Here is an 18,958-nt window from a genome sequence, read left to right on the forward strand (position 1 = left end):
CTGTATCTCTACAAAATTTTACTTTTCCCAATATTCTTTTAACACCTTAGATACTAAATTTTGAAACTCCTTTTTCTTCTATAATTAAGGAGTTAAAATTTGATAAGAGATACTTAGTGATCCCATTTATACAAAAATTTATGGAATTGAAGAAATACTTCGAATAACATTCCTTACGTATAGAGCATCATGAATTTGAATTTCGTGAGAATTATATCCCTTAAATTGTATATACTCCTCCGGTTCCAATATCGACATATATTTCTAGCACGTTAACTTCCTATTTATCCGATTCCTAAGCCATCACCTTCTTCTGGAATAACCGCTCTTGGAATAAAAACCTGGTACTGCTTCCCGTTAATTAGACGCAACAGACTGAGTGAAGCCATTCGTATTCGTATATTGTATTTCTTTTTCATATACTCCTAAAGAATTGAAATAGTACATCACCCAATTTTCCGCCGTACCGGTTGTATACATGCCTTTTGCCATTTCCCCAGTTTCTAAGCCGTTAGCATCTCCTGGACCGTTAGCATCTCCTGGACTACCGAAATAGTAGCGGTTCCCTTCAAGGAGTTTCCAGCCTTTTGCCATTTCTCCGTTTCCTAGGCCAGTACCATCTCCTGTAATACCGAAATAGTATATCTTCCCGTTAATTAAACGAGAGTTTGTTGCCATTTCTCCGTTTCCTAGGTCAGCACCATCTCCTGTAATACCGAAATAGTATTGCTTCCCGCTAATTAAGCGCCATTCTGCTGCCATTTCTCCGTTTCCTAAGCCAGTACCATCTCCTGTAATACCGAAATAGTATTGCTTTCCGTCAACTTTATACCAGCCAGTTTGCATTTTTCCCATTACTTCTCTTTGTTCAGTTGTTGGATTGCTAGAGAAAAGGAAATAATATCGCTTCCCGTCAATGGTATACCAACCTGTTACCCTTTCTCCTTTTTCAAATCTATCATCTTTTTTGGGACTAAAATAGTATTGCTCCCCGTTAAGGAATTTCCAGCCTGTTGCCATTTCTCCATTTCCTAAGCCAGTACCATCTCCTGGACTACCGAAATAGTATTGCTTTCCGTCAACTTTATACCAGCCAGTTTGCATTTTTCCCATTACTTCTCTTTGTTCAGTTGTTGGATTGCTAGAGAAAAGGAAATAATATTGCTTCCCGTCAATGGTATACCAACCTGTTACCCTTTCTCCTTTTTCAAATCTATCATCTTTTTTGGGACTAAAATAGTATTGCTCCCCGTTAAGGAATTTCCAGCCTGTTGCCATTTCTCCATTTCCTAAGCCAGTACCATCTCCTGGACTACCGAAATAGTATTGCTTTCCGTCAACTTTATACCAGCCAGTTTGCATTTTTCCCATTGCTTCTCTTTGTTCAGTTGTTGGATTGTTATAGAAAAGGAAATAGTATTGCTTCCCGTTAATTTGAAGAATTCCTTTTGCCATTTCTCCAGTTTCTAAGCGACGATCAGTAGTATCTCCTGGACTACCGAAATAGTATTGCTCCCCGTTAAGGGATTTCCAGCCTGTTGCTATTTCTCCGATTTCTAAGCCAGTACCATCTCCTGGACTACCGAAATAGTATTGCTTTTCGTTAATTTGAAGAATTCCTTTTGCCATTTCTCCAGTTTCTAAGCGACGATCAGTAGTATCTCCTGGACTACCGAAATAGTATTGCTTCCCATCAATTGGATACAAGCCTTTTGCCATTTGTCCTGTTTTTGGATTGTAGTAATACACTTTTTCATTTTTTTCATTCGTTACCCATCCAGATGGACTCAATAGAATATTCATTCCTGCATGTAATTGCATGTTAAATATATCTGGTTTACTGTTTCCTTCTTGTTTTACTTGCGTCTTAAATTTTTCTGCAGTTTCTTCATCAATAATCATATGAAGAGAATCAAATGTATAGTTTTTATATTGATAACCTTTTTCGTTTTTCTTAAAACCTTCAAATGTAAATGCTAATGCAAGAGCATCTTTTAAAATAACGTCCGGCTTCGTCTGTTCTACCGGGACATCAGGATCTACTGCTGCTACTCTTCTTTCTATAAAAGATCCCATACCATCAAAAGTTAACTTTGCAGTAGTCTTTTCAATTTGTGGAATGATTTTATCCCATTCAAAGTTATTGCTAACTTCTATCATTCCGTTTTGAGGATTAATAACACCTACATTTCCATAAACTTGATTGGTCTCTAATCTTAATTTTTGAGTTTTTTCTAAGGTTTGTAGCTGGTCATAATTTATTGTTATCGGGCTTGCACCAAAATCATCTTTTGTATTCCATGCAATTGCTGCTTGTCCTTCAACAGGATAAGTAGTATTTGGCAGAATTTTTTGAGCAATTAAATTATCTTTTAATTTTGTAGTAGCAATTACTTCCTTTTCACCCAAAACTAATGATGTAGTTGGTTTCACATTATAAATTGGCGCCGTACCTTCATTCTTATACCGTATATTTGCATTTAAATTTGCAGCCTCTCCTTCATGGATATTTAATGTTTGAGACCAATTCGTTTCAGAACTCGTTCCAGAACTCGTTCCAGAATTTGTTTCAGAAGTCGTTCCAGAACTCGTTTCAGAGTTCTTTGATTGCGACTCATCAATTGTTGCTGTAGTGGAATTTGTAGAACTATAACCACCAGATACAGATATAGATATAGATGGACCAAAAAGACTGAATCCAGAACTAACACTACCATGTATATCCCATTGTTTAGAATCTGTATGGCTATTACTAGTATTTTTACTTATGCTCGTTCCATGACTCGTTCCTTCACTCGTTCCATGATTAGTTCCTTCACTCGTTCCATGGCTCGTTCCTTCACTCGTTCCATGACTCGTTCCGCTCTCTATATTTTTAGAGATAATAATTTTCTCCATTTCAGTACTTACATTAGGATAAGCTGCAATCAGTGGATTCCTCGCTTCTGGTTTTACATTTCCATCGATCTGACCTAAAACCTTTTGTAAATCGCTATATGGATCAGAAGCTGTACTCCATTTATAAGGGGAAGAAGTATATTTGGTCAGTCCCTTTTTTCTATGTAGCTTTTCGTTCCATGGTACAAGGCTCATTCTTTTATTCTTTACATCCACCGTGTACCCATTGATTTCCATATCATCTGGAATTCCATCATTATCACTATCTTTAGGCGCATCATCGGATGCATCAAATAGAAGTTCATCCGTTTCCCCATCACTTTGTAATGTTGTTGTTTGTGAAGGATTCGGTTTCAGTTCTGGTAATAATAAGTTACCATTAGGAATTATTTCTTTATGATTATCTGGAGTCGTCCAGTACAGTTTCAAATCTATGCCTTTGTCAGAAGGTGTTTCCAATTGGTACTTTATTTTAATTTCATATAACTTGTCTTTTTCTAACTTTATTTTCTGAGAATGCGATGAGCGATTTATAACCTCTTCATTATTAATCCAAAGGGCTACATGATTATTATTTGATGTAGAGAATACATAATCTCCTTGTTTATTTACTTGAACCCGGCCCTTCCATATGGCAGATCGGAAAAATTGGTGCTCATCTGGAATCATAGAATCCATATGAACATTAGAAATGGATAAATCACCCGTCTCAGTGATTGTCATTAAAGCAGTTTTTTCAAAGTTAGAATCGTTAAAATAATATCCTAATAGACCCTGCGAGTTTGTTTCTGAATTATTTAATTCATTTTTCATATGATAACCTCCTACATCATGATTTTTGAGTATAAGCGAATTATATATTTAATAGTTGACAAAAAAACATATATATTTTCATCAATAGATGAAACCATATAACAAATTGAAATAAGGTATCTTTACATCGTTTTATGTAATGTTCAAAATAAGCTATCTATACTATTTACACCAATAAAAAAATCATCTGGCCAGATGATTTTTTTATCTTTAGAATATTTTTGGACAATAGGAAACTGCTCGACAGCACCTTTAAAAATAGAAAATGTCCATTTTTCTTTATCTCAACCAATACATCATTAAACAGGGGGAGACATACAGAATCACACCTATAACAAATGGCATATATACAACGAATTTCCAGAAATCCTATGGGAACATATCAGTGAGTTTCCATGATAAAGATGGTATTGAAGTCCCCCTTCTTCTATCTTCTTTGCCTCTCAAGACGTACGATGTTCTTTAGTAGTTTCCAAATTACATTTACTATTTAATTCAAAATTAAAATCTTTTTAATAACAGGCTCAGATTAAAGAGATTAAGAAAGTCCTAGAAAGCATCATGTCAACGTTACCTCAAACACTTGACAGTATTCCAGGTGTAGATCCCGTATTCGCAGCCGATATCGTCACTGAGATTGGTCAAATTGACTTCTTTGTCGATGAAACTCGAATCGCAAAGTAAGCAAGGACTATTCTGGGAGAAATATCAGTCCGCCGCTTTACTGCAGAAAACACATCACCAATACGATCTGGAAATGAGTATCTATGTTATTACGTAGTTGAAGCCGCTAACTCTGTGAGTCATCCCATTTCTGAATATCGTGATTACTATGTGAAACATCCGCGAAAGTACCCAAGTATAAGTACAAAAGAGTACTCACATTAACTGCAAGAAAATTTGTACGTTTTGGGAATGCACTACTACGCAACAACCAAATTTATACACCCGGAAGGAGCTTTGATAGATGATGTCTACTGACATTCTTCATTCTTTCAAATCCCATCAATTCACCAATAATTAATGGTCTAGTTTTGTATTTTCTTTTTTTAAGGGAGAATATCTAATTAAATGATTTAATCACTAAAATAACTACTTGATATCACACTACAGGTCTCTTAAGTTTTTATATATTGAGAGGAGTATTGTTCTATAAAAATTATTCTTATTTTTGTTTTCATGCTTTATTTTACATTTATAGAATTTGATTCATTCCTATAAGAATTAATAAAATACTAGAAATAACAGACGCCCATTTCCCTAAATACTCTGCCAAAAAAGTCTTTCCTATTTCAGAAAAAATACTCATACACATTAAACTAAAGATTCCGGAAACAAAAGCTGTCCACCAAAGATTTAAATTTGTTATACCTGCATCAAAGCCTCCCGCAATATTATTAATTGATAGTGCAATTCCTAATATCATTGTTTCAGATAAACCAATTATTTTAGAACTATTTAAAACATTATATTCCGGTTGATGTAAGATTTTCCTCTTACCATCTTCCGTTTTTTGATGAAACTGATCATCTTTGCTAAGTAATGACTGGCATAAAACTAATATTCCAATTCCTCCAAGGACAATAGCTCCTATGAGATTGGCTGTAAATTCCGAAATAAATAATGATATCCAATTTCCGAAGATCCCTCCTAACAATGTAAATAGGAAACCGAAACAGGCAATAATAAGATTATGGAACCACGAAATTTGAATCTTACGCATACCATATGCAATTGCTACACCTGCATTATCTAAATTGGAAGAAATCCCAATCAATATAATTGAAAATATACCTGCTGTACTCAATCTTTCTCACTCCTTTTTTGTTCCAGTATCAAGCACTGCGTTACTACTTTTCTTTACTATAGCTTTTTATATATCATCCCTTCTATATAAACAAAATATATTATGTATCGTTTGTATAGAAGGGTAAAAATTCATATAAAAAATTTTTTATTGAGCCATATTATGCAATTTCTTAATTGTAATATAGAATATTTGTTTATTTGAGTTATATACCTTATACTTAGATAATTCATCTACTTTGATTTTCTCAGACACGATAAAGCTATAACTTGGTTCTATTCCTTCACTTCATACCACCATCCTTTTTGATCCATCCATTCCCTAAATTCACTTAAATTAGGTTCACATATACCCCCTGTTTTTACAAATGCATCACCATTTGTCGTAAACTCCATTATCGCCCACCAACGACGTTCTAAAAGGTATTGTGAGATTTCAGTACAAGCTTTTAAACCTAACCCTCCTGTTGCGATATATTTTGCTTGTTCACCAACATACCAATCTAGCTTTTTGTTTCCTTGTAATAGGTTCATATCTACTTTTCCAATCCCATTTATATAACCATTATCTGTATATTGCCAAATATCACATGAGTAAGAAGGTTTCTTTTGTGGTTTACCATCATTTGTTCCATAACGTGGGAGCCACAAAAAATCTGCATCGACATTTTGTAATCCATGGGAATCATACATGTGATGAGACACGTATAAACCGATTTTCCATCCAGCTTTCCTACATGTTTGAATAAAAGCTTGTGATGCTTCTGCTAATTTATTCTCATCTTTCATCGCTTTTAATGTATCATCTTCTACATCTAACACTAAAAATTTTGCATTTGGATGTACCCTTGCCAGAAAATCTTTCGCTTCTACAATTGCGTCATTTACGCTTTCATAACATCCGTAAGCATATGCAGCATGTCGAATTCCTTTTGCTTCTAAATTCGTTACATGTGCATCATACAAAGTATCTTTCTTATTTGATCCATATTGAACTCGACAAATTGCTAAATCCAATTGAGGTGCTGCCACATCCCAATCTATATTGTCATTCCATTTTGATAAGTCTATGATGTATCCCATAATTGAATATCTCCTTTTTATTGTTTATATTTGTAACTTAAACTACCATCGACTTTTACTAACTGTTAGGTATATATTCATCCTTTTCCAATCAGTGTTTTTAAATAAAAAGCCATTTATTATTAGTGAATATTTTTTCGGAATTTGCAATTAATTTAATGATTCCCTAAAATATATACTTCTAAATGTTATCATTCCATATATGCAACATTCTCATTGCTTGGATAACTAGTATGAGTTTACTTGAACAAAAGCTATCATAATATGCATGTTACACTCATACAATAAAAGCACTTCTCCTATATCGTTCATTCAGCAAAAAAATAGAATCTACCCCTTGTTCTATGAATGAACCTTTATTATTTTCTTAAGGCATATAAATAGTTTAGTTTTAACTAATACATTATTAAATCACCATAAAATCTATATATATTTATATAAGGGTATCTCATGTGAAATAACAAAATTTTTACAATGTATATAATTACTTCTCTCCCTTATTTTGTTTACTCTGATTATTTAAAATTTCAACTGCCTTAATTAAAGCATTAGGTAACTTAATTCCCATAAGACCAGCATTTTCTAAAATAGACAATAATTCATTTCCTACAAAGAAAAAAATCGTTGCCTCACGAATCGTACTATGACTACCAAATACAGTGTCTAATTGTGCTGATACTCCAACTAAAAGAAATAACATCACCTTTTTAGAAATACCTCTAAAACCTATCTTACTTTTTAAATTCCCATTATACCCTGCCGCAATCACACCTGTAATGTAATCAATTACTACGATTGAAACAAGAATCTGTAACACTGTGTTCCACTCTCCCAAGAAATACCCACAAAATGCTCCTAACGTGGTGATAACTGTTTTGAATAACATATTAATAGAATCCACTTCTCTCCCCCCCTTTTTCTGTTTATTAAAACAATTATTCGGTTTTAAAGACCACTTTTCACCAACAGTAAGCCTTTATTAAATCCTTCCATAATATAATTTACATTAAATGATTGATAAAATATCATATGTCTTTTCTTCTATAGATGAAAAATTATTTTAATAAAAATTAACTATCGAACTGTTAATATCATTTTAATTTAAAAATTTATTTCACCTGAATTATTTTTAGAAGGAAAATATTTAGTTTAAACTTGGATACAATCTAATTTTTTTATATCTAACTGACATTTTAAAAACACCTATATATATATAGGTGTTTTTTAAAATCAAATTAATTATTAAAATTACAATACTTATATGTAAAAATTGAAACTTACTTGTAATTCCTAAAAAATAATGCTACATCTTCTAATGTCATTTATTCGTATTTGTATATTAGTATTATTTCAAAGCGCATAATAACTTATATCTCTAAAATTTAATTTTCATACTTTTAGACTGAAAGTACAGGTCATTCAAACAGATGCAGCTATTAGCCCTGGAAATAGCGGTGGTGCATTATTTAATCAAAATGGTGAAGTAATAGGTATCAATTCTATAAAGATTACACAAAAAGCTGTAGAAAGAATTGGTTTTGCAATCCCCATCAACATTGTAAAACCAATAATAACAACTCTTGAAAAAGATGGAATAGTAAAACGACCAACACTTGGTGTAGTGTTGTATCATTAGAAGATTTGAAGGTTATTCGTTAAAACAGTTAAATCTACCAAAAGGTGTTTTATCAAGAGAAATTTATACAATATCTCCAGCAGAAAAAGCAGGATTACAATAGTATGATGTTATCACTGAGTTGGATGGAAAATATAGAAAATGCTATTCAAATACGTAAATACTTATATAAAAAAGAAAGAAGGGGAAAATTGAAACCACATTTTATCGTAACGGTGAAAAAATGACAAAAGTTGTCACTCTTGAAGACAATTCACATATAAAAGGGTAATTTTTCCACATTATTTATAAACGGATCACCTAAATTTATACAATTAAACAAAGGTTAAAAATTGTGCTACTCCTAAATCCTTTACATATATATTCTCAATATGATTTACTGATTTCTTTTGATCTAGTCATAGGAATGAGCTAAATTAAATGTTATAGAATGTATGACTAATAGGTAGAGTTCATAAAACGGCATTTTCAAATGAAGAAAATGCCGTTTTATATAGTAGATAAATATTTCATATTCTCATAATTAACAATAATTCTAAATTCTGAATATAATTCACCCGTAAAAGTCATTTTTTACCATTTAATAACAATCCAAATTAATTAAACGCTTTGAGATATTCCCTCTATTAAATTTAGTTAATAATTTAAGTTTATATATTTAATAACATTTTTGCCACTATAAAGTAAATTAAAAGTCCTGTTCCATCAACGAACGTTGTAATAAATGGTCCAGAAATAACAGCAGGGTCCAACTTTAACTTTCTAATAATCAATGGTAAGGCAGCAGCTACTATTGACGACCAAATAACAATGCACACCATTGTTATTGCTACAACTTGTGCAACTACTGATCCAACTCCTAATATATGCACACGAATAAATCCCACTATTCCGAGGGATATTCCAAGAAGCATCCCTATCATTACCTCTTTCCCTACAACACGAAACATATCTTTAAATTTCACTTCTCCAATTCCAATTGCACGGATAATTGTTGCTACAACCTGTGTTCCTGTATTCCCACCAGTACCTACTAATAATGGAACAAAAAAAGCAAGTGCAACTACTTTTTCAATTTCGTCTTCAAAATACTTAAGTACTGTACCTGTATATGCCTCAGCCACAAAAAGAAGCAATAACCAAGGAATACGTTTAGAAAATATACTCCAAATAGAAGCTTCAAAATAAGATTCATTTAATGGTTCACTACCACTTAACTTTTGAAAGTCCTCAGTCGCCTCTTCTTCCATTATGTCCATTGCATCATCAAATGTTATGATACCAATCATTTTGTTACCTGTTGTTGTTACAGGTAAAGCGGATAAATTATGATTAGTTAGCTTTTGTACTACCTCTTGTTGATCGTCATCAGCATATACTGAGATAACATCTCGAATCATTATGTTTGATAAAATTTCTAAATCTAACCCTAATAATAATTCGCGTATGGAAATGATTCCGTTAAGCTGTCCATGGTTATCCAAAACATAAATATAAGATACAGATTCTACATCTTTAGCAATTTTTCTAATGTATTCTAAAGTCTTTTTTACTGACCAGTTCTCTCTAGCTGTGATATAATCACTTGTCACAAGACTACCCGCTGTCCCGGGTTTATATATCATTAACTCCCTTACTTTTTGTTGTTTCTCTTTACTTAAATAGGACATTAATTTTAAGGTTTTGTCAGGATTTATAGCTACAAACAAGTCGACAAGTTCATCAATTGGTTGAGAGTTTAGCAGTATTTTAGCTTTATCTTCAGATAAACTGTTTAAAATCGCGCATCTTTCTTTTGGGCTTATATACCTTAAAATTTTTGAACTTTTTGCAGCAGGCATTAAATCTATTAAAGAGACTTGGTCTTTAAATCGAAAACTTTTAACTTCTTTTGCAATATCATGTGGAGGAATTTTTAATAAATCCTCTGCTATAAAAATATTTTTTGTTAAAAGTAATTGTTTTATTTTTTTTCTCATACTATTCCCTCTTCTGATTATGTTGTATACATCTTAATAAGACTGTATTAAAGATTACATAAAGACAGAAATATTATCAGTTGCTGTATTTTATGGTATCTTATAAAAACAGGCTTTTATTACGCCTCTATTTTAAGATTTGAAAATATAAAAAGCCTTTACTCAAAAAGAGTAAAGGCTTTTTATATTTTCGGAAAATACTAGAATTATAATAAATCTCCTAACAAATATCCTACCAATTTATCACACACCTCTCCCTCGTTGAGTTTTAGCACTGTATAGCATAGGTTTGAAACCAGCTACATTAAGAAAGGCCTTCTCTCCGACCATTCCTGTTGACCCATTGGCGTCTCTCGACATTTTTGGGCAGCAGCGTTTCTCTATACAGGAGCCTCACCTAACAGAGACTATTTAATTATACTTTAAAATTACATCTAACTTTTGAAATTGTCAACTATTTTTCAAACAACAAAATATCTAGTTCTTTACCCCTAACTTTTTTTCTAAAAACTTATTTTAAAGAAAATATTTAATGCTATTTTCAATCTACAAAGGAGTTCATTAATTATTTTTTTATTCTAAGAAAACATAATCTTTCACTCATAGATGAAAAATTATGTTTTCTTAGAATAAAAATCTACGCTACTTTAATTGCATATAATAATTTTTATGGAGGGATATATTTATAAAGTTCATTTCATTCCATACAAATATCAATAGAGAAGTTTATTCTTAAAAAATGTAAACGACACAAATAACCAATTTGAACCTATAATATTTATTTTTTCAAAACAAAAAATAATGTAAATAAAAATATATATTACCTTATAAAACAATAGGATTGTATATATTTTATTTTTTTACAAGTTTGGGTGGGTAATGATATGGAAGAAATCACAAAAAACATAATACAAAATACAACACTACTACGGAAAATTCATATTTTGGAAAAGTTAATTGAAAATGATAACATAATACCTTCAAAAATATTAGCAAATCAATTGCACTGTACAAATAGAACAATTTTAAATGATATTTCTGAATTAAAACAAATCCTTCCGAATAATTGGGAAATAATAACTATACCAGCTAAAGGATATCTATTGAAAAAACCCAATTTTGATAAACTAGCACACGTAATAACACCTTATTTAATAAATAGCGAAATTCACAAAATTCTACTAGGTATATTTAACTGTAAATACTATACTTTAGAAAAATGGTCGCAATTATTATATTTGAGTAAATCTACACTCAAAAAAAAATTAGAAAATTTCGCTAAAACCCTCCATCATTTTGGACTAACATTTAGCTTTAAAACTCTTCAATTAACTGGCGAGGAATTAAATATTCGTTACTTCTACGTTATTTACTTTTACACAATACAAAAATATAAAGAGTTTATGAATTTGCATCCATATTTACAAAAAAAAATCGACGATATTACTAGAACTTATGGAATTAATCTAGATATTAATTTATTAACTATAATAATTAATGTGTTTGTAAATAGACATATGCATAAATGCCAAATTACACAAAATTCAGGTTTTAAAAGTATATTTTATTCCAAAAAGGTAAAGTGCATAAAAAGTACCATATCCGAAATTGAACAATTTTATGGTATGAATTTCTCAGAAAAAGAATTATACTTTTTTAGTTTATCATATCACCTTATTTCAGAAGGTAATATAAAGGAAAAAATCGATATCGCTAATTATTTCCAAGAAACACATCGAGAATTTTATAAGGCATCTCTTTCAATATTTGATATAATTTCATCTAAATTCAAGCTCAATTTTTATGCAAAAGAAAAAATAAAACATGATATCTTTTATCAGATAAACAAAATTAATATATTGAAGCAGTATAATTTGCCCACAAAATATATATTAGAACAATGTAATAATCTTAAACGAGAAATCCCAGAATTAATGGAAAGTTACGGAATCATTCATCCTCTTATTATTTCTTGGAATAAAACACTTATAAAAAACAGATTGAATAAAAATGAAATACACTATATAATTTTTAATACTTTATTTGCAATACATTTAAATTCTTCCCAAAAAGGGTTATTACTATTATCTGGACCAACAACTTGGAAAAACTTTATTTATTACAAATTAAATTCAGAATTGGGTAATACAATAAATATTTACTCAGAATCTAATAATTTTAAAAACTATGATTTTATCATCACTAATTATAAAATTGATATAAATAATATTCCTATACCTGTACTTCAAATTTCTGATAGGATAAATGAACAAGACTTAAAATACATCAGAAAATTTTTATATTATAATATTGTTGTTAAAAATAAGAAAATCAATTGTAAATGAAGATACAAAAATCTAATAAATTCCGTTTGTATCCAACAGAAGAACAAGCATATCTTATGCGTAAAACCTTCGGTTGTGTACGTTTCGTGTATAATAGAATGTTAGCTGAACGAAAAGAAGCGTACGAAACATACAAAGGTGATAAGGAACAACTAAAGAAACAAAAACTTCCAACCCCCGCGAAATATAAAGAGGAATTTGAGTGGTTAAAAGAAGTGGATTCATTAGCTTTGGCAAATGCTCAACTCAACTTGCAAACTGCCTATAAGAGTTTCTTTAGTGGTCATAATGACTTTCCAACATTCAAAAGTAAAAAAGACAGAAAGTCTTATACAACGAATGTAGTAAACGGAAATATTATGTTGCTTCATGGTCATATCAAATTGCCAAAACTGAAAATGGTACGTATCAAACAACATAGAGAGATACCACAAGAGTATAGGATCAAGTCATGTACGATTTCTATGACACCCACTGGGAAATATTATGTATCCATCTTGACTGAATATGAAAAAGAAATTGTACAAAAAGAAGTAGAAACCGTTGTTGGATTAGATTTTGCGATGGATGGATTATACGTTAGTTCTGAGGATAAGAAAGCCAATTATCCTAAGTTCTATCGTAACATGTTAGACCAATTAGCAAAGGTACAACGAGTATTATCAAGACGCAATAAATGTTCTAAGCGTTGGCATAAACAACGTATTCGTGTAGCGAAGCCACATGAGAAAGTAGCTAACCAACGTAAGAATTTCCTTCATCATGAGTCTAAAAAATCAGCTACTCATTTTGATGTTGTAGCCATTGAAGCCCTAAACATGAAAGGGATATCGCAAGCACTTCATTTTGGGAAAAGTGTCGCTGATAATGGGTGGGGTATGTTCACTTCTTTCTTAGCTTATAAACTAAACGAACAAGGAAAACAACTTGTGAAAATAGACAAATGGTTTCCATCAACAAAAACATGTAGCAATTGTGGAAATGTGAAAAATATGACATTGTCTGAACGAGTCTATTCTTGTATATGCGGTGTAAATCTTGATAGAGATTATAATGCAGCTATCAATATCAAAAATGAAGCAATACGCCTTTTAGCGTTAGGATAAATCACAATTCAATAACCTTTGGAACAAGGGAGTTAGCTCGGCTGTCTTAGGACAAATTCGTAGCTATCAAAAGTAATGATTAACCGAGAAGCCCCCACTACAAACAGTCCGTTAGGACGTTAAGTGGCGGGTAGTTCACATCATTCTTATCCAATAACATTTCTAGTGAAAATCTCCCAATTCTTATATCCTTAATACTTTTCAGTATGTATATTCAATTCAACGAATTCTTAAAAGGAAAATCCATATCATTTTTGAAGAATAATTTGACATAACAATGAAAAAATTTTTTTATTGTTAAATTCCCATTATAACATATGTGTTTTTTTGGTATGCTCATAAAATAAATATTTAGTTAAAAAATTACACGGAAAGATATTTAATCAAAGATGTTCGTTTACAGAGGATTCAATAGTTGTATTACTTTTCAACTATATAGATTTCAAGAAAGGAGAATCATCAATCAAAAAAACAAACTTAAAAAATAAATTAATTTAATTTTTTTAAGTTTGAAATCACATTATATTAATAACAAAAAAACTTTCAATTTGAGGTAATAACCTCTTCAAATCATTATAATTATCAATCACTATGAAATGCTTATATGTAACTTTTCCAAAAACTATGTATTCCCCCAACTATAAATAGAAAGGCAGAAAAACTATTCTATGAAAAATATACGCAACATTAAACGTATTGTTGTAACAATAATAGCAATAATAATAGGTTGTATTGTCTTTAAGACTTTTACCTCATCAACAAAATCTATAACAAAGCAAGAAAAACCAGTACAACAGGTAGCCGAACAAAATAAAATACAAAACAATAAATCAGTACCTCAAAAATTTAATGGTCAGACCCGAAAAATTGTGTACCTTACCTTTGATGATGGTCCAGGAAAATATACAGCTAAATTACTAGACATTCTAAAGAAAAATCAAGTAAAAGCATCGTTCTTCTTAATCGGTGGAAATGTAACAAAATTCCCGGATTTAGTAAAGCAGGAAAAGGCAGAAGGAGATTATATCGGTCTACATAGTATGACACATGATTATAAGAAATTATATACAAATGGTCAATACGTAAAAGAAATGAAAGAAGTACAAAGTTTAGTGAAAAATGTTATTGGAGATTCGCCAACATTAACACGTCCCCCCTACGGTTCTATGCCAGGATTAAACGAGGAACTTCGTAATAAGGTAGTAGAAGAGGGGTTTAAAGTTTGGGATTGGACAATTGATTCTTTGGACTGGAAATATAACAAATTGCCGATAGAAACTGCTTCAAATAAAATTATTCAAAATGTACTCTCAAATGCAAAACATTCAAAAGAAATCATCTTGCTACATGATATTCACCCACAATCTATTGCAGCAGTACCAGCTATTATAGAGGGGTTAAAAGCAAAAGGGTACGAATTTGAAGTCTATAGTGAGGCTAATCACTTCCCACTAAATTTTTGGCATGATAAACGTATATAGTATAATTCCCCAAAAAATCATTTTCAAATTTATAGGTTATACTATAAATAGACCGTTTAACGATATATTAAGCTACCTATCCTCTATTTTTTTCGAATATAGAGGATAGGTAGCTTAATTTTTTCTGAAGTAGATTTATTTTAATGCTAACTAGAGATAGACATTAAAATAAATATTACATACAACTAAAAGCGGTTAGTTAATATGATAAAATTTATTATAGATTAAATTTTATCACTAAAGTAATCATACCTAAAGATACATGCTTGCTTCAGGAACCTTTTTTCTAAAAAACATGTTTGATATGTATTTCATTCAACTACTTAAATACTGTTTTTACTCTTCTCTTAAACCTTTTGCTTTTGAAATATATAATGCAATCACTAGAATAAGAGTTGCCCCAGAAAATAATAAAGTTTTAAATGGATCTTCATGGGAAACTATGATTAATCGAATAATTGCTGTAATGCCAATATAAATAAAATAACGTAATGGAAAATGATATTTAGACTTAAAATACTTTATTATTAAAGCTATAAATTCAAAATATAAAAAATAAACCATGATATTTTCAGTTAATTCGTATGATGTATATTTTTTTGTTGTAAATAAATATTTTACAAAAATTATCGTTTCACGTATTAAAAAGATAGATAAAATAATGGAAAGTATAACAAGAGCTATATTTAATATCCATTGTAATATATTTACGATATAAAATTCTATATTAAAAGATTTCATATTTGTCTCCTTCTTAATTAAAATTTCCTAATCTTCCTTTTGATTTTCGCCCTCTTATATAAAATATTCTTCTCAATAACTACTACTTTCTAAATTATTTGTAAAACACTTAGGTGATTTATCTTTAAAATGATTAATTTTATCTTGATTTAAGATATTACAAATACATAACTAAACATCATAGATATATGAAGTATTCATTAAAACAGATGTATACTCAGTTTTTCAAAAGAGACCGTTAGAATTTGAGATAAACGCTTCTTCTCTTATATTAAATTTTTTTATTTTTGTAGAATCTTCCTTCTTCTTAATTTTTCCGAAATAGTATACACTGAAAAAAATCTGTAAATTCAATGTTTTAGTTTTAAGATCTTTACCCTTTGTAAATTTTAAAGTCGTTCTATCTCTATCATTTATAATTACAAAATTATATTCTTTCATATCAATCACGTCATTTATTTTAACTCTTTTATTATCATAATTTTTTTCCCTATAAGAGAAATTTAAAATTATGACAGAACCCTTACATTTTTGTAAGATAATAAAAGGAGCATTTTTACCACTAATAACTTTTTGAACTAATTGAGATAATGTGAGTATTTATTACATGATTTACAAAAGTGAAATTTGACAATCGAAGGTATTATTATTCAATTCATCGTAATCACCTTTTTTCTTTCAAAAGTAGCTCTTCATTGTAAAACATATTCTAATAAAATCTTTATATCTGTTGTTTTTGAACAAAAATCTAGCATGGAATACCTACTCTCCGAACATCCCAATAATCGATAAATAAATTTAAACTATCAAAAAGAACAAAATTATATAAATAAATCAATTATAATAAAAAAAATGGTACTAGCACTGCTATGTTAAAATAAATCGATTTATAGAAATAATTTGTTCAATATCAAATGATTATCAATCTTTTCATAATTTTAATGTTTATCAAATGTCAGATGAAGAACTTGATTTTTTTAATAAAAAGAGTAAACTAACATCAAGTTGCACAAAGGAAAAATAGTTGACATAAAGAAAAGGAGGACATTAATGAAAAAAAGTGAACTAACCTATAAAACACAAAATGGTCTAAGTTTAGAAGAGATTAATCATACAGTTCCTCTACCTCAAAATGCAAGTTTCTGGAAAAAATTATTCGCCTATTCAGGACCAGGAGCACTAGTAGCAGTAGGTTATATGGATCCTGGAAACTGGGTTACTTCTATTGCAGGAGGAGCACAATTTGGTTATCTTCTTTTAACAGTCATTCTCATTTCAAATCTTATTGCAATGCTACTACAAAGTATGTCCGCAAAATTAGGAATCGTAACAGGACTCGATTTAGCACAAGCAATCCGCTTAAAAACAGGACCAAAATGGGGATTTGTTTTGTGGATTATTGCAGAATTATCAATTATGGCCACTGACATCGCCGAAGTTATCGGAAGTGCTATTGCTCTTCATTTATTGTTTAATATCCCTATATTATTAGGCGTTATTATTACTGTACTAGATGTTTTTTTACTTCTTCTTTTAGTACGTTTTGGTTTCAGGAAAATTGAAGCTATTATCTTCACATTAATTATAACTATTTTTACTATTTTCTTTTATGAGGTTGTTATTTCTGAACCAAATATAACAAATATGCTTAATGGATTTATTCCTAAACCGGAAATTGTAAAAAATGATGAAGCCTTATTTATTGCTTTAGGAATTGTAGGGGCTACAGTTATGCCTCATAATTTATACTTGCACTCTTCCGTTGTACAAGCACGTCAATATAATCGAAAAAATCCAGTTTCACTAAAAGAGGCTATTAAATTTTCTATTATTGATTCAAACATTCAATTATCACTTGCGTTTGTTATTAATTGTTTATTATTGATATTGGGAGCCTCTCTCTTTTTTGGTTACGCTGGAACATTAGATACACTGGAACAACTATATAATGCCCTAGGAGATCATTCGATTGTAGGAGCAATTGCGAGCTCTACATTAAGTACACTGTTTGCAGTAGCATTATTAGCATCTGGACAAAATTCAACAATTACCGGAACATTAACTGGACAAATTATAATGGAAGGTTTTATTCAGATGAAGCTTCCTATGTGGGTGAGACGAATGATTACACGAGTACTGGCTATTATCCCTGTAATCATTTGTATACTTATTTTTGGTGGTACGGAATCTGTAGTTGAACGTCTTTTAATTTATACACAAGTTTTTTTAAGTATTGCTCTACCATTTTCTATTATTCCATTAACTATTTTTACAAGTAGCAAACAAATGATGGGAGAATTTACAAATAAGATCTGGATTGTGATTTTAGCTTGGATTACTATCGTTATTTTGACCATTTTAAATATATGGTTGATTATCAAAACTTTTCAATAATAGACTGACTTTTTAAATTCTGACTCAATATGTAAAATTTCACCATATTCAAAGTTAGATAAATCTCATAAATAAACTTTCTCTCTTTCTAAGAAGATATATAAACCAAAGAGTAATGCATCTTTCTAGTACAACGTTATATATTTAAATATTTCTTTGCGAGCTGATTCAAGTTTTTTTATTAGTACCTTGAATCAGCTCTTTTTTATTATTTTATAAAAGGGGTCCATCACTACATTGTCATACTGATTTTCTTTTCTACTAACACTCGAAACAGTGCTATACTTTTTAGCGTAATTTGAATATTACCACTTGTATACATTGATCCTTAGCCTTTGTAGATAATGTATGTACTTCCTGGTTCTCTTGTAAAAAAGCATCTATCGCAAGAGAATCTTGCGTACATGAACTCATGGACCAACCAATGATTTTTTTGAAATGCATAACTTTTGAGTTGGAATAAAGATCATATCGCCTACCAAAATTTTTATTATTTCTTTAATCCACTTAAAAAAATTGATTTAAGAGTTTTTTCCTTGCAGGAGATTTTTTTATTATAGTGATTATAATGATAGTGATTGTTTTTTACATATAATCTCATTTAATACATCAGCTATCCTGCTTTTTTAATTTACTTGGATTATTCTTTTTTCAAGACTCTATGTAATGATTAAAG

10 protein-coding genes, 2 pseudogenes and 1 riboswitch are annotated in these 18,958 nt (G+C 30.3%); of the genes and pseudogenes, 6 read left to right on the top strand and 6 right to left on the bottom strand.

From position 1 onward, the window contains the following. Positions 1-357 precede the first annotated feature (357 nt). Positions 358-3,711, bottom strand: coding sequence for a binary toxin-like calcium binding domain-containing protein (locus tag DN407_RS30930; RefSeq protein WP_149217183.1), 3,354 nt, complete (start codon positions 3,709-3,711; stop codon positions 358-360). A 519-nt stretch (positions 3,712-4,230) separates the two neighbouring features. Between DN407_RS30930 and DN407_RS33070 the strand changes: the two are divergent. Further along, a pseudogene (locus DN407_RS33070) lies at positions 4,231-4,682 on the top strand (transposase); the annotation flags it as partial. Positions 4,683-4,906: 224 nt separating this feature from the next. On the opposite strand, the gene DN407_RS30940 reads toward DN407_RS33070, so the two are convergent. From DN407_RS30940 to DN407_RS30955, 3 genes are all read right to left on the bottom strand, one after another. Then, the gene (locus tag DN407_RS30940; protein WP_149217185.1) at positions 4,907-5,518 is read right to left on the bottom strand and encodes a manganese efflux pump; all 612 of its coding nucleotides are present in this window, start codon (positions 5,516-5,518) and stop codon (positions 4,907-4,909) included. A gap of 275 nt (positions 5,519-5,793) precedes the next feature. Further along, entirely contained in the window at positions 5,794-6,600 is an 807-nt protein-coding gene (locus DN407_RS30950) for a GH25 family lysozyme (protein WP_149217186.1), read from the bottom strand. A gap of 484 nt (positions 6,601-7,084) precedes the next feature. Continuing rightward, positions 7,085-7,501 (bottom strand): phage holin family protein, encoded by a 417-nt coding sequence (locus DN407_RS30955; protein ID WP_149217187.1) that lies wholly within the window; start codon positions 7,499-7,501, stop codon positions 7,085-7,087. A gap of 504 nt (positions 7,502-8,005) precedes the next feature. Here DN407_RS30955 and DN407_RS30960 point away from each other — a divergent pair. Further along, a pseudogene (locus tag DN407_RS30960) lies at positions 8,006-8,507 on the top strand (S1C family serine protease); the annotation flags it as partial. A 379-nt stretch (positions 8,508-8,886) separates the two neighbouring features. Here DN407_RS30960 and mgtE read toward each other — a convergent pair. After that, on the bottom strand, positions 8,887-10,215 hold the full coding sequence (gene mgtE / locus DN407_RS30965; protein WP_149217188.1) for a magnesium transporter: 1,329 nt from the start codon (positions 10,213-10,215) through the stop codon (positions 8,887-8,889). 245 nt (positions 10,216-10,460) lie between these two features. Continuing rightward, positions 10,461-10,627: riboswitch (M-box (ykoK) riboswitch) on the bottom strand. 472 nt (positions 10,628-11,099) lie between these two features. On the opposite strand from mgtE, the gene DN407_RS30970 reads away from it, so the two are divergent. From DN407_RS30970 to DN407_RS30980, 3 genes are all read left to right on the top strand, one after another. Then, the gene (locus DN407_RS30970) at positions 11,100-12,560 is read left to right on the top strand and encodes an AcpB/EbpR/MafR family transcriptional regulator (protein ID WP_149217189.1); all 1,461 of its coding nucleotides are present in this window, start codon (positions 11,100-11,102) and stop codon (positions 12,558-12,560) included. Then, entirely contained in the window at positions 12,557-13,666 is a 1,110-nt protein-coding gene (locus tag DN407_RS30975; RefSeq protein ID WP_149217190.1) for an RNA-guided endonuclease TnpB family protein, read from the top strand. Before DN407_RS30970 ends, DN407_RS30975 begins: the two co-directional genes overlap by 4 nt. 668 nt (positions 13,667-14,334) lie before the next feature. After that, positions 14,335-15,147 carry a peptidoglycan-N-acetylglucosamine deacetylase gene (locus DN407_RS30980; protein ID WP_149217191.1) on the top strand — a complete coding sequence of 271 codons (813 nt, stop codon included), beginning with the start codon at positions 14,335-14,337 and terminating at the stop codon, positions 15,145-15,147. A 336-nt stretch (positions 15,148-15,483) separates the two neighbouring features. Here the strand turns inward: DN407_RS30980 and psiE are convergent, their stop codons facing one another. Continuing rightward, positions 15,484-15,888, bottom strand: a complete 405-nt coding sequence (gene psiE / locus DN407_RS30985) for a phosphate-starvation-inducible protein PsiE (protein WP_149217192.1) — start codon at positions 15,886-15,888, stop codon at positions 15,484-15,486. 1,050 nt (positions 15,889-16,938) lie between these two features. Here psiE and DN407_RS30990 point away from each other — a divergent pair. Then, entirely contained in the window at positions 16,939-18,282 is a 1,344-nt protein-coding gene (locus DN407_RS30990) for an Nramp family divalent metal transporter (RefSeq protein WP_149217193.1), read from the top strand. Positions 18,283-18,958 lie beyond the last annotated feature (676 nt).

Source organism: Bacillus sp. JAS24-2, assembly GCF_008274905.1.
Classification (GTDB): Bacteria; Bacillota; Bacilli; order Bacillales; family Bacillaceae_G; genus Bacillus_A; species Bacillus_A cereus.

Excerpts from the sequence above, each read along its gene's own strand:
- DN407_RS30930 (WP_149217183.1), bottom strand. The coding sequence starts at position 3,711 with ATGAAAAATGAATTAAATAATTCAGAAACAAACTCGCAGGGTCTATTA.
- DN407_RS30950 (WP_149217186.1), bottom strand. The coding sequence starts at position 6,600 with ATGGGATACATCATAGACTTATCAAAATGGAATGACAATATAGATTGG.
- mgtE (WP_149217188.1), bottom strand. The coding sequence starts at position 10,215 with ATGAGAAAAAAAATAAAACAATTACTTTTAACAAAAAATATTTTTATA.
- DN407_RS30970 (WP_149217189.1), top strand. The coding sequence starts at position 11,100 with ATGGAAGAAATCACAAAAAACATAATACAAAATACAACACTACTACGG.
- DN407_RS30975 (WP_149217190.1), top strand. The coding sequence starts at position 12,557 with ATGAAGATACAAAAATCTAATAAATTCCGTTTGTATCCAACAGAAGAA.
- DN407_RS30980 (WP_149217191.1), top strand. The coding sequence starts at position 14,335 with ATGAAAAATATACGCAACATTAAACGTATTGTTGTAACAATAATAGCA.
- psiE (WP_149217192.1), bottom strand. The coding sequence starts at position 15,888 with ATGAAATCTTTTAATATAGAATTTTATATCGTAAATATATTACAATGG.
- DN407_RS30990 (WP_149217193.1), top strand. The coding sequence starts at position 16,939 with ATGAAAAAAAGTGAACTAACCTATAAAACACAAAATGGTCTAAGTTTA.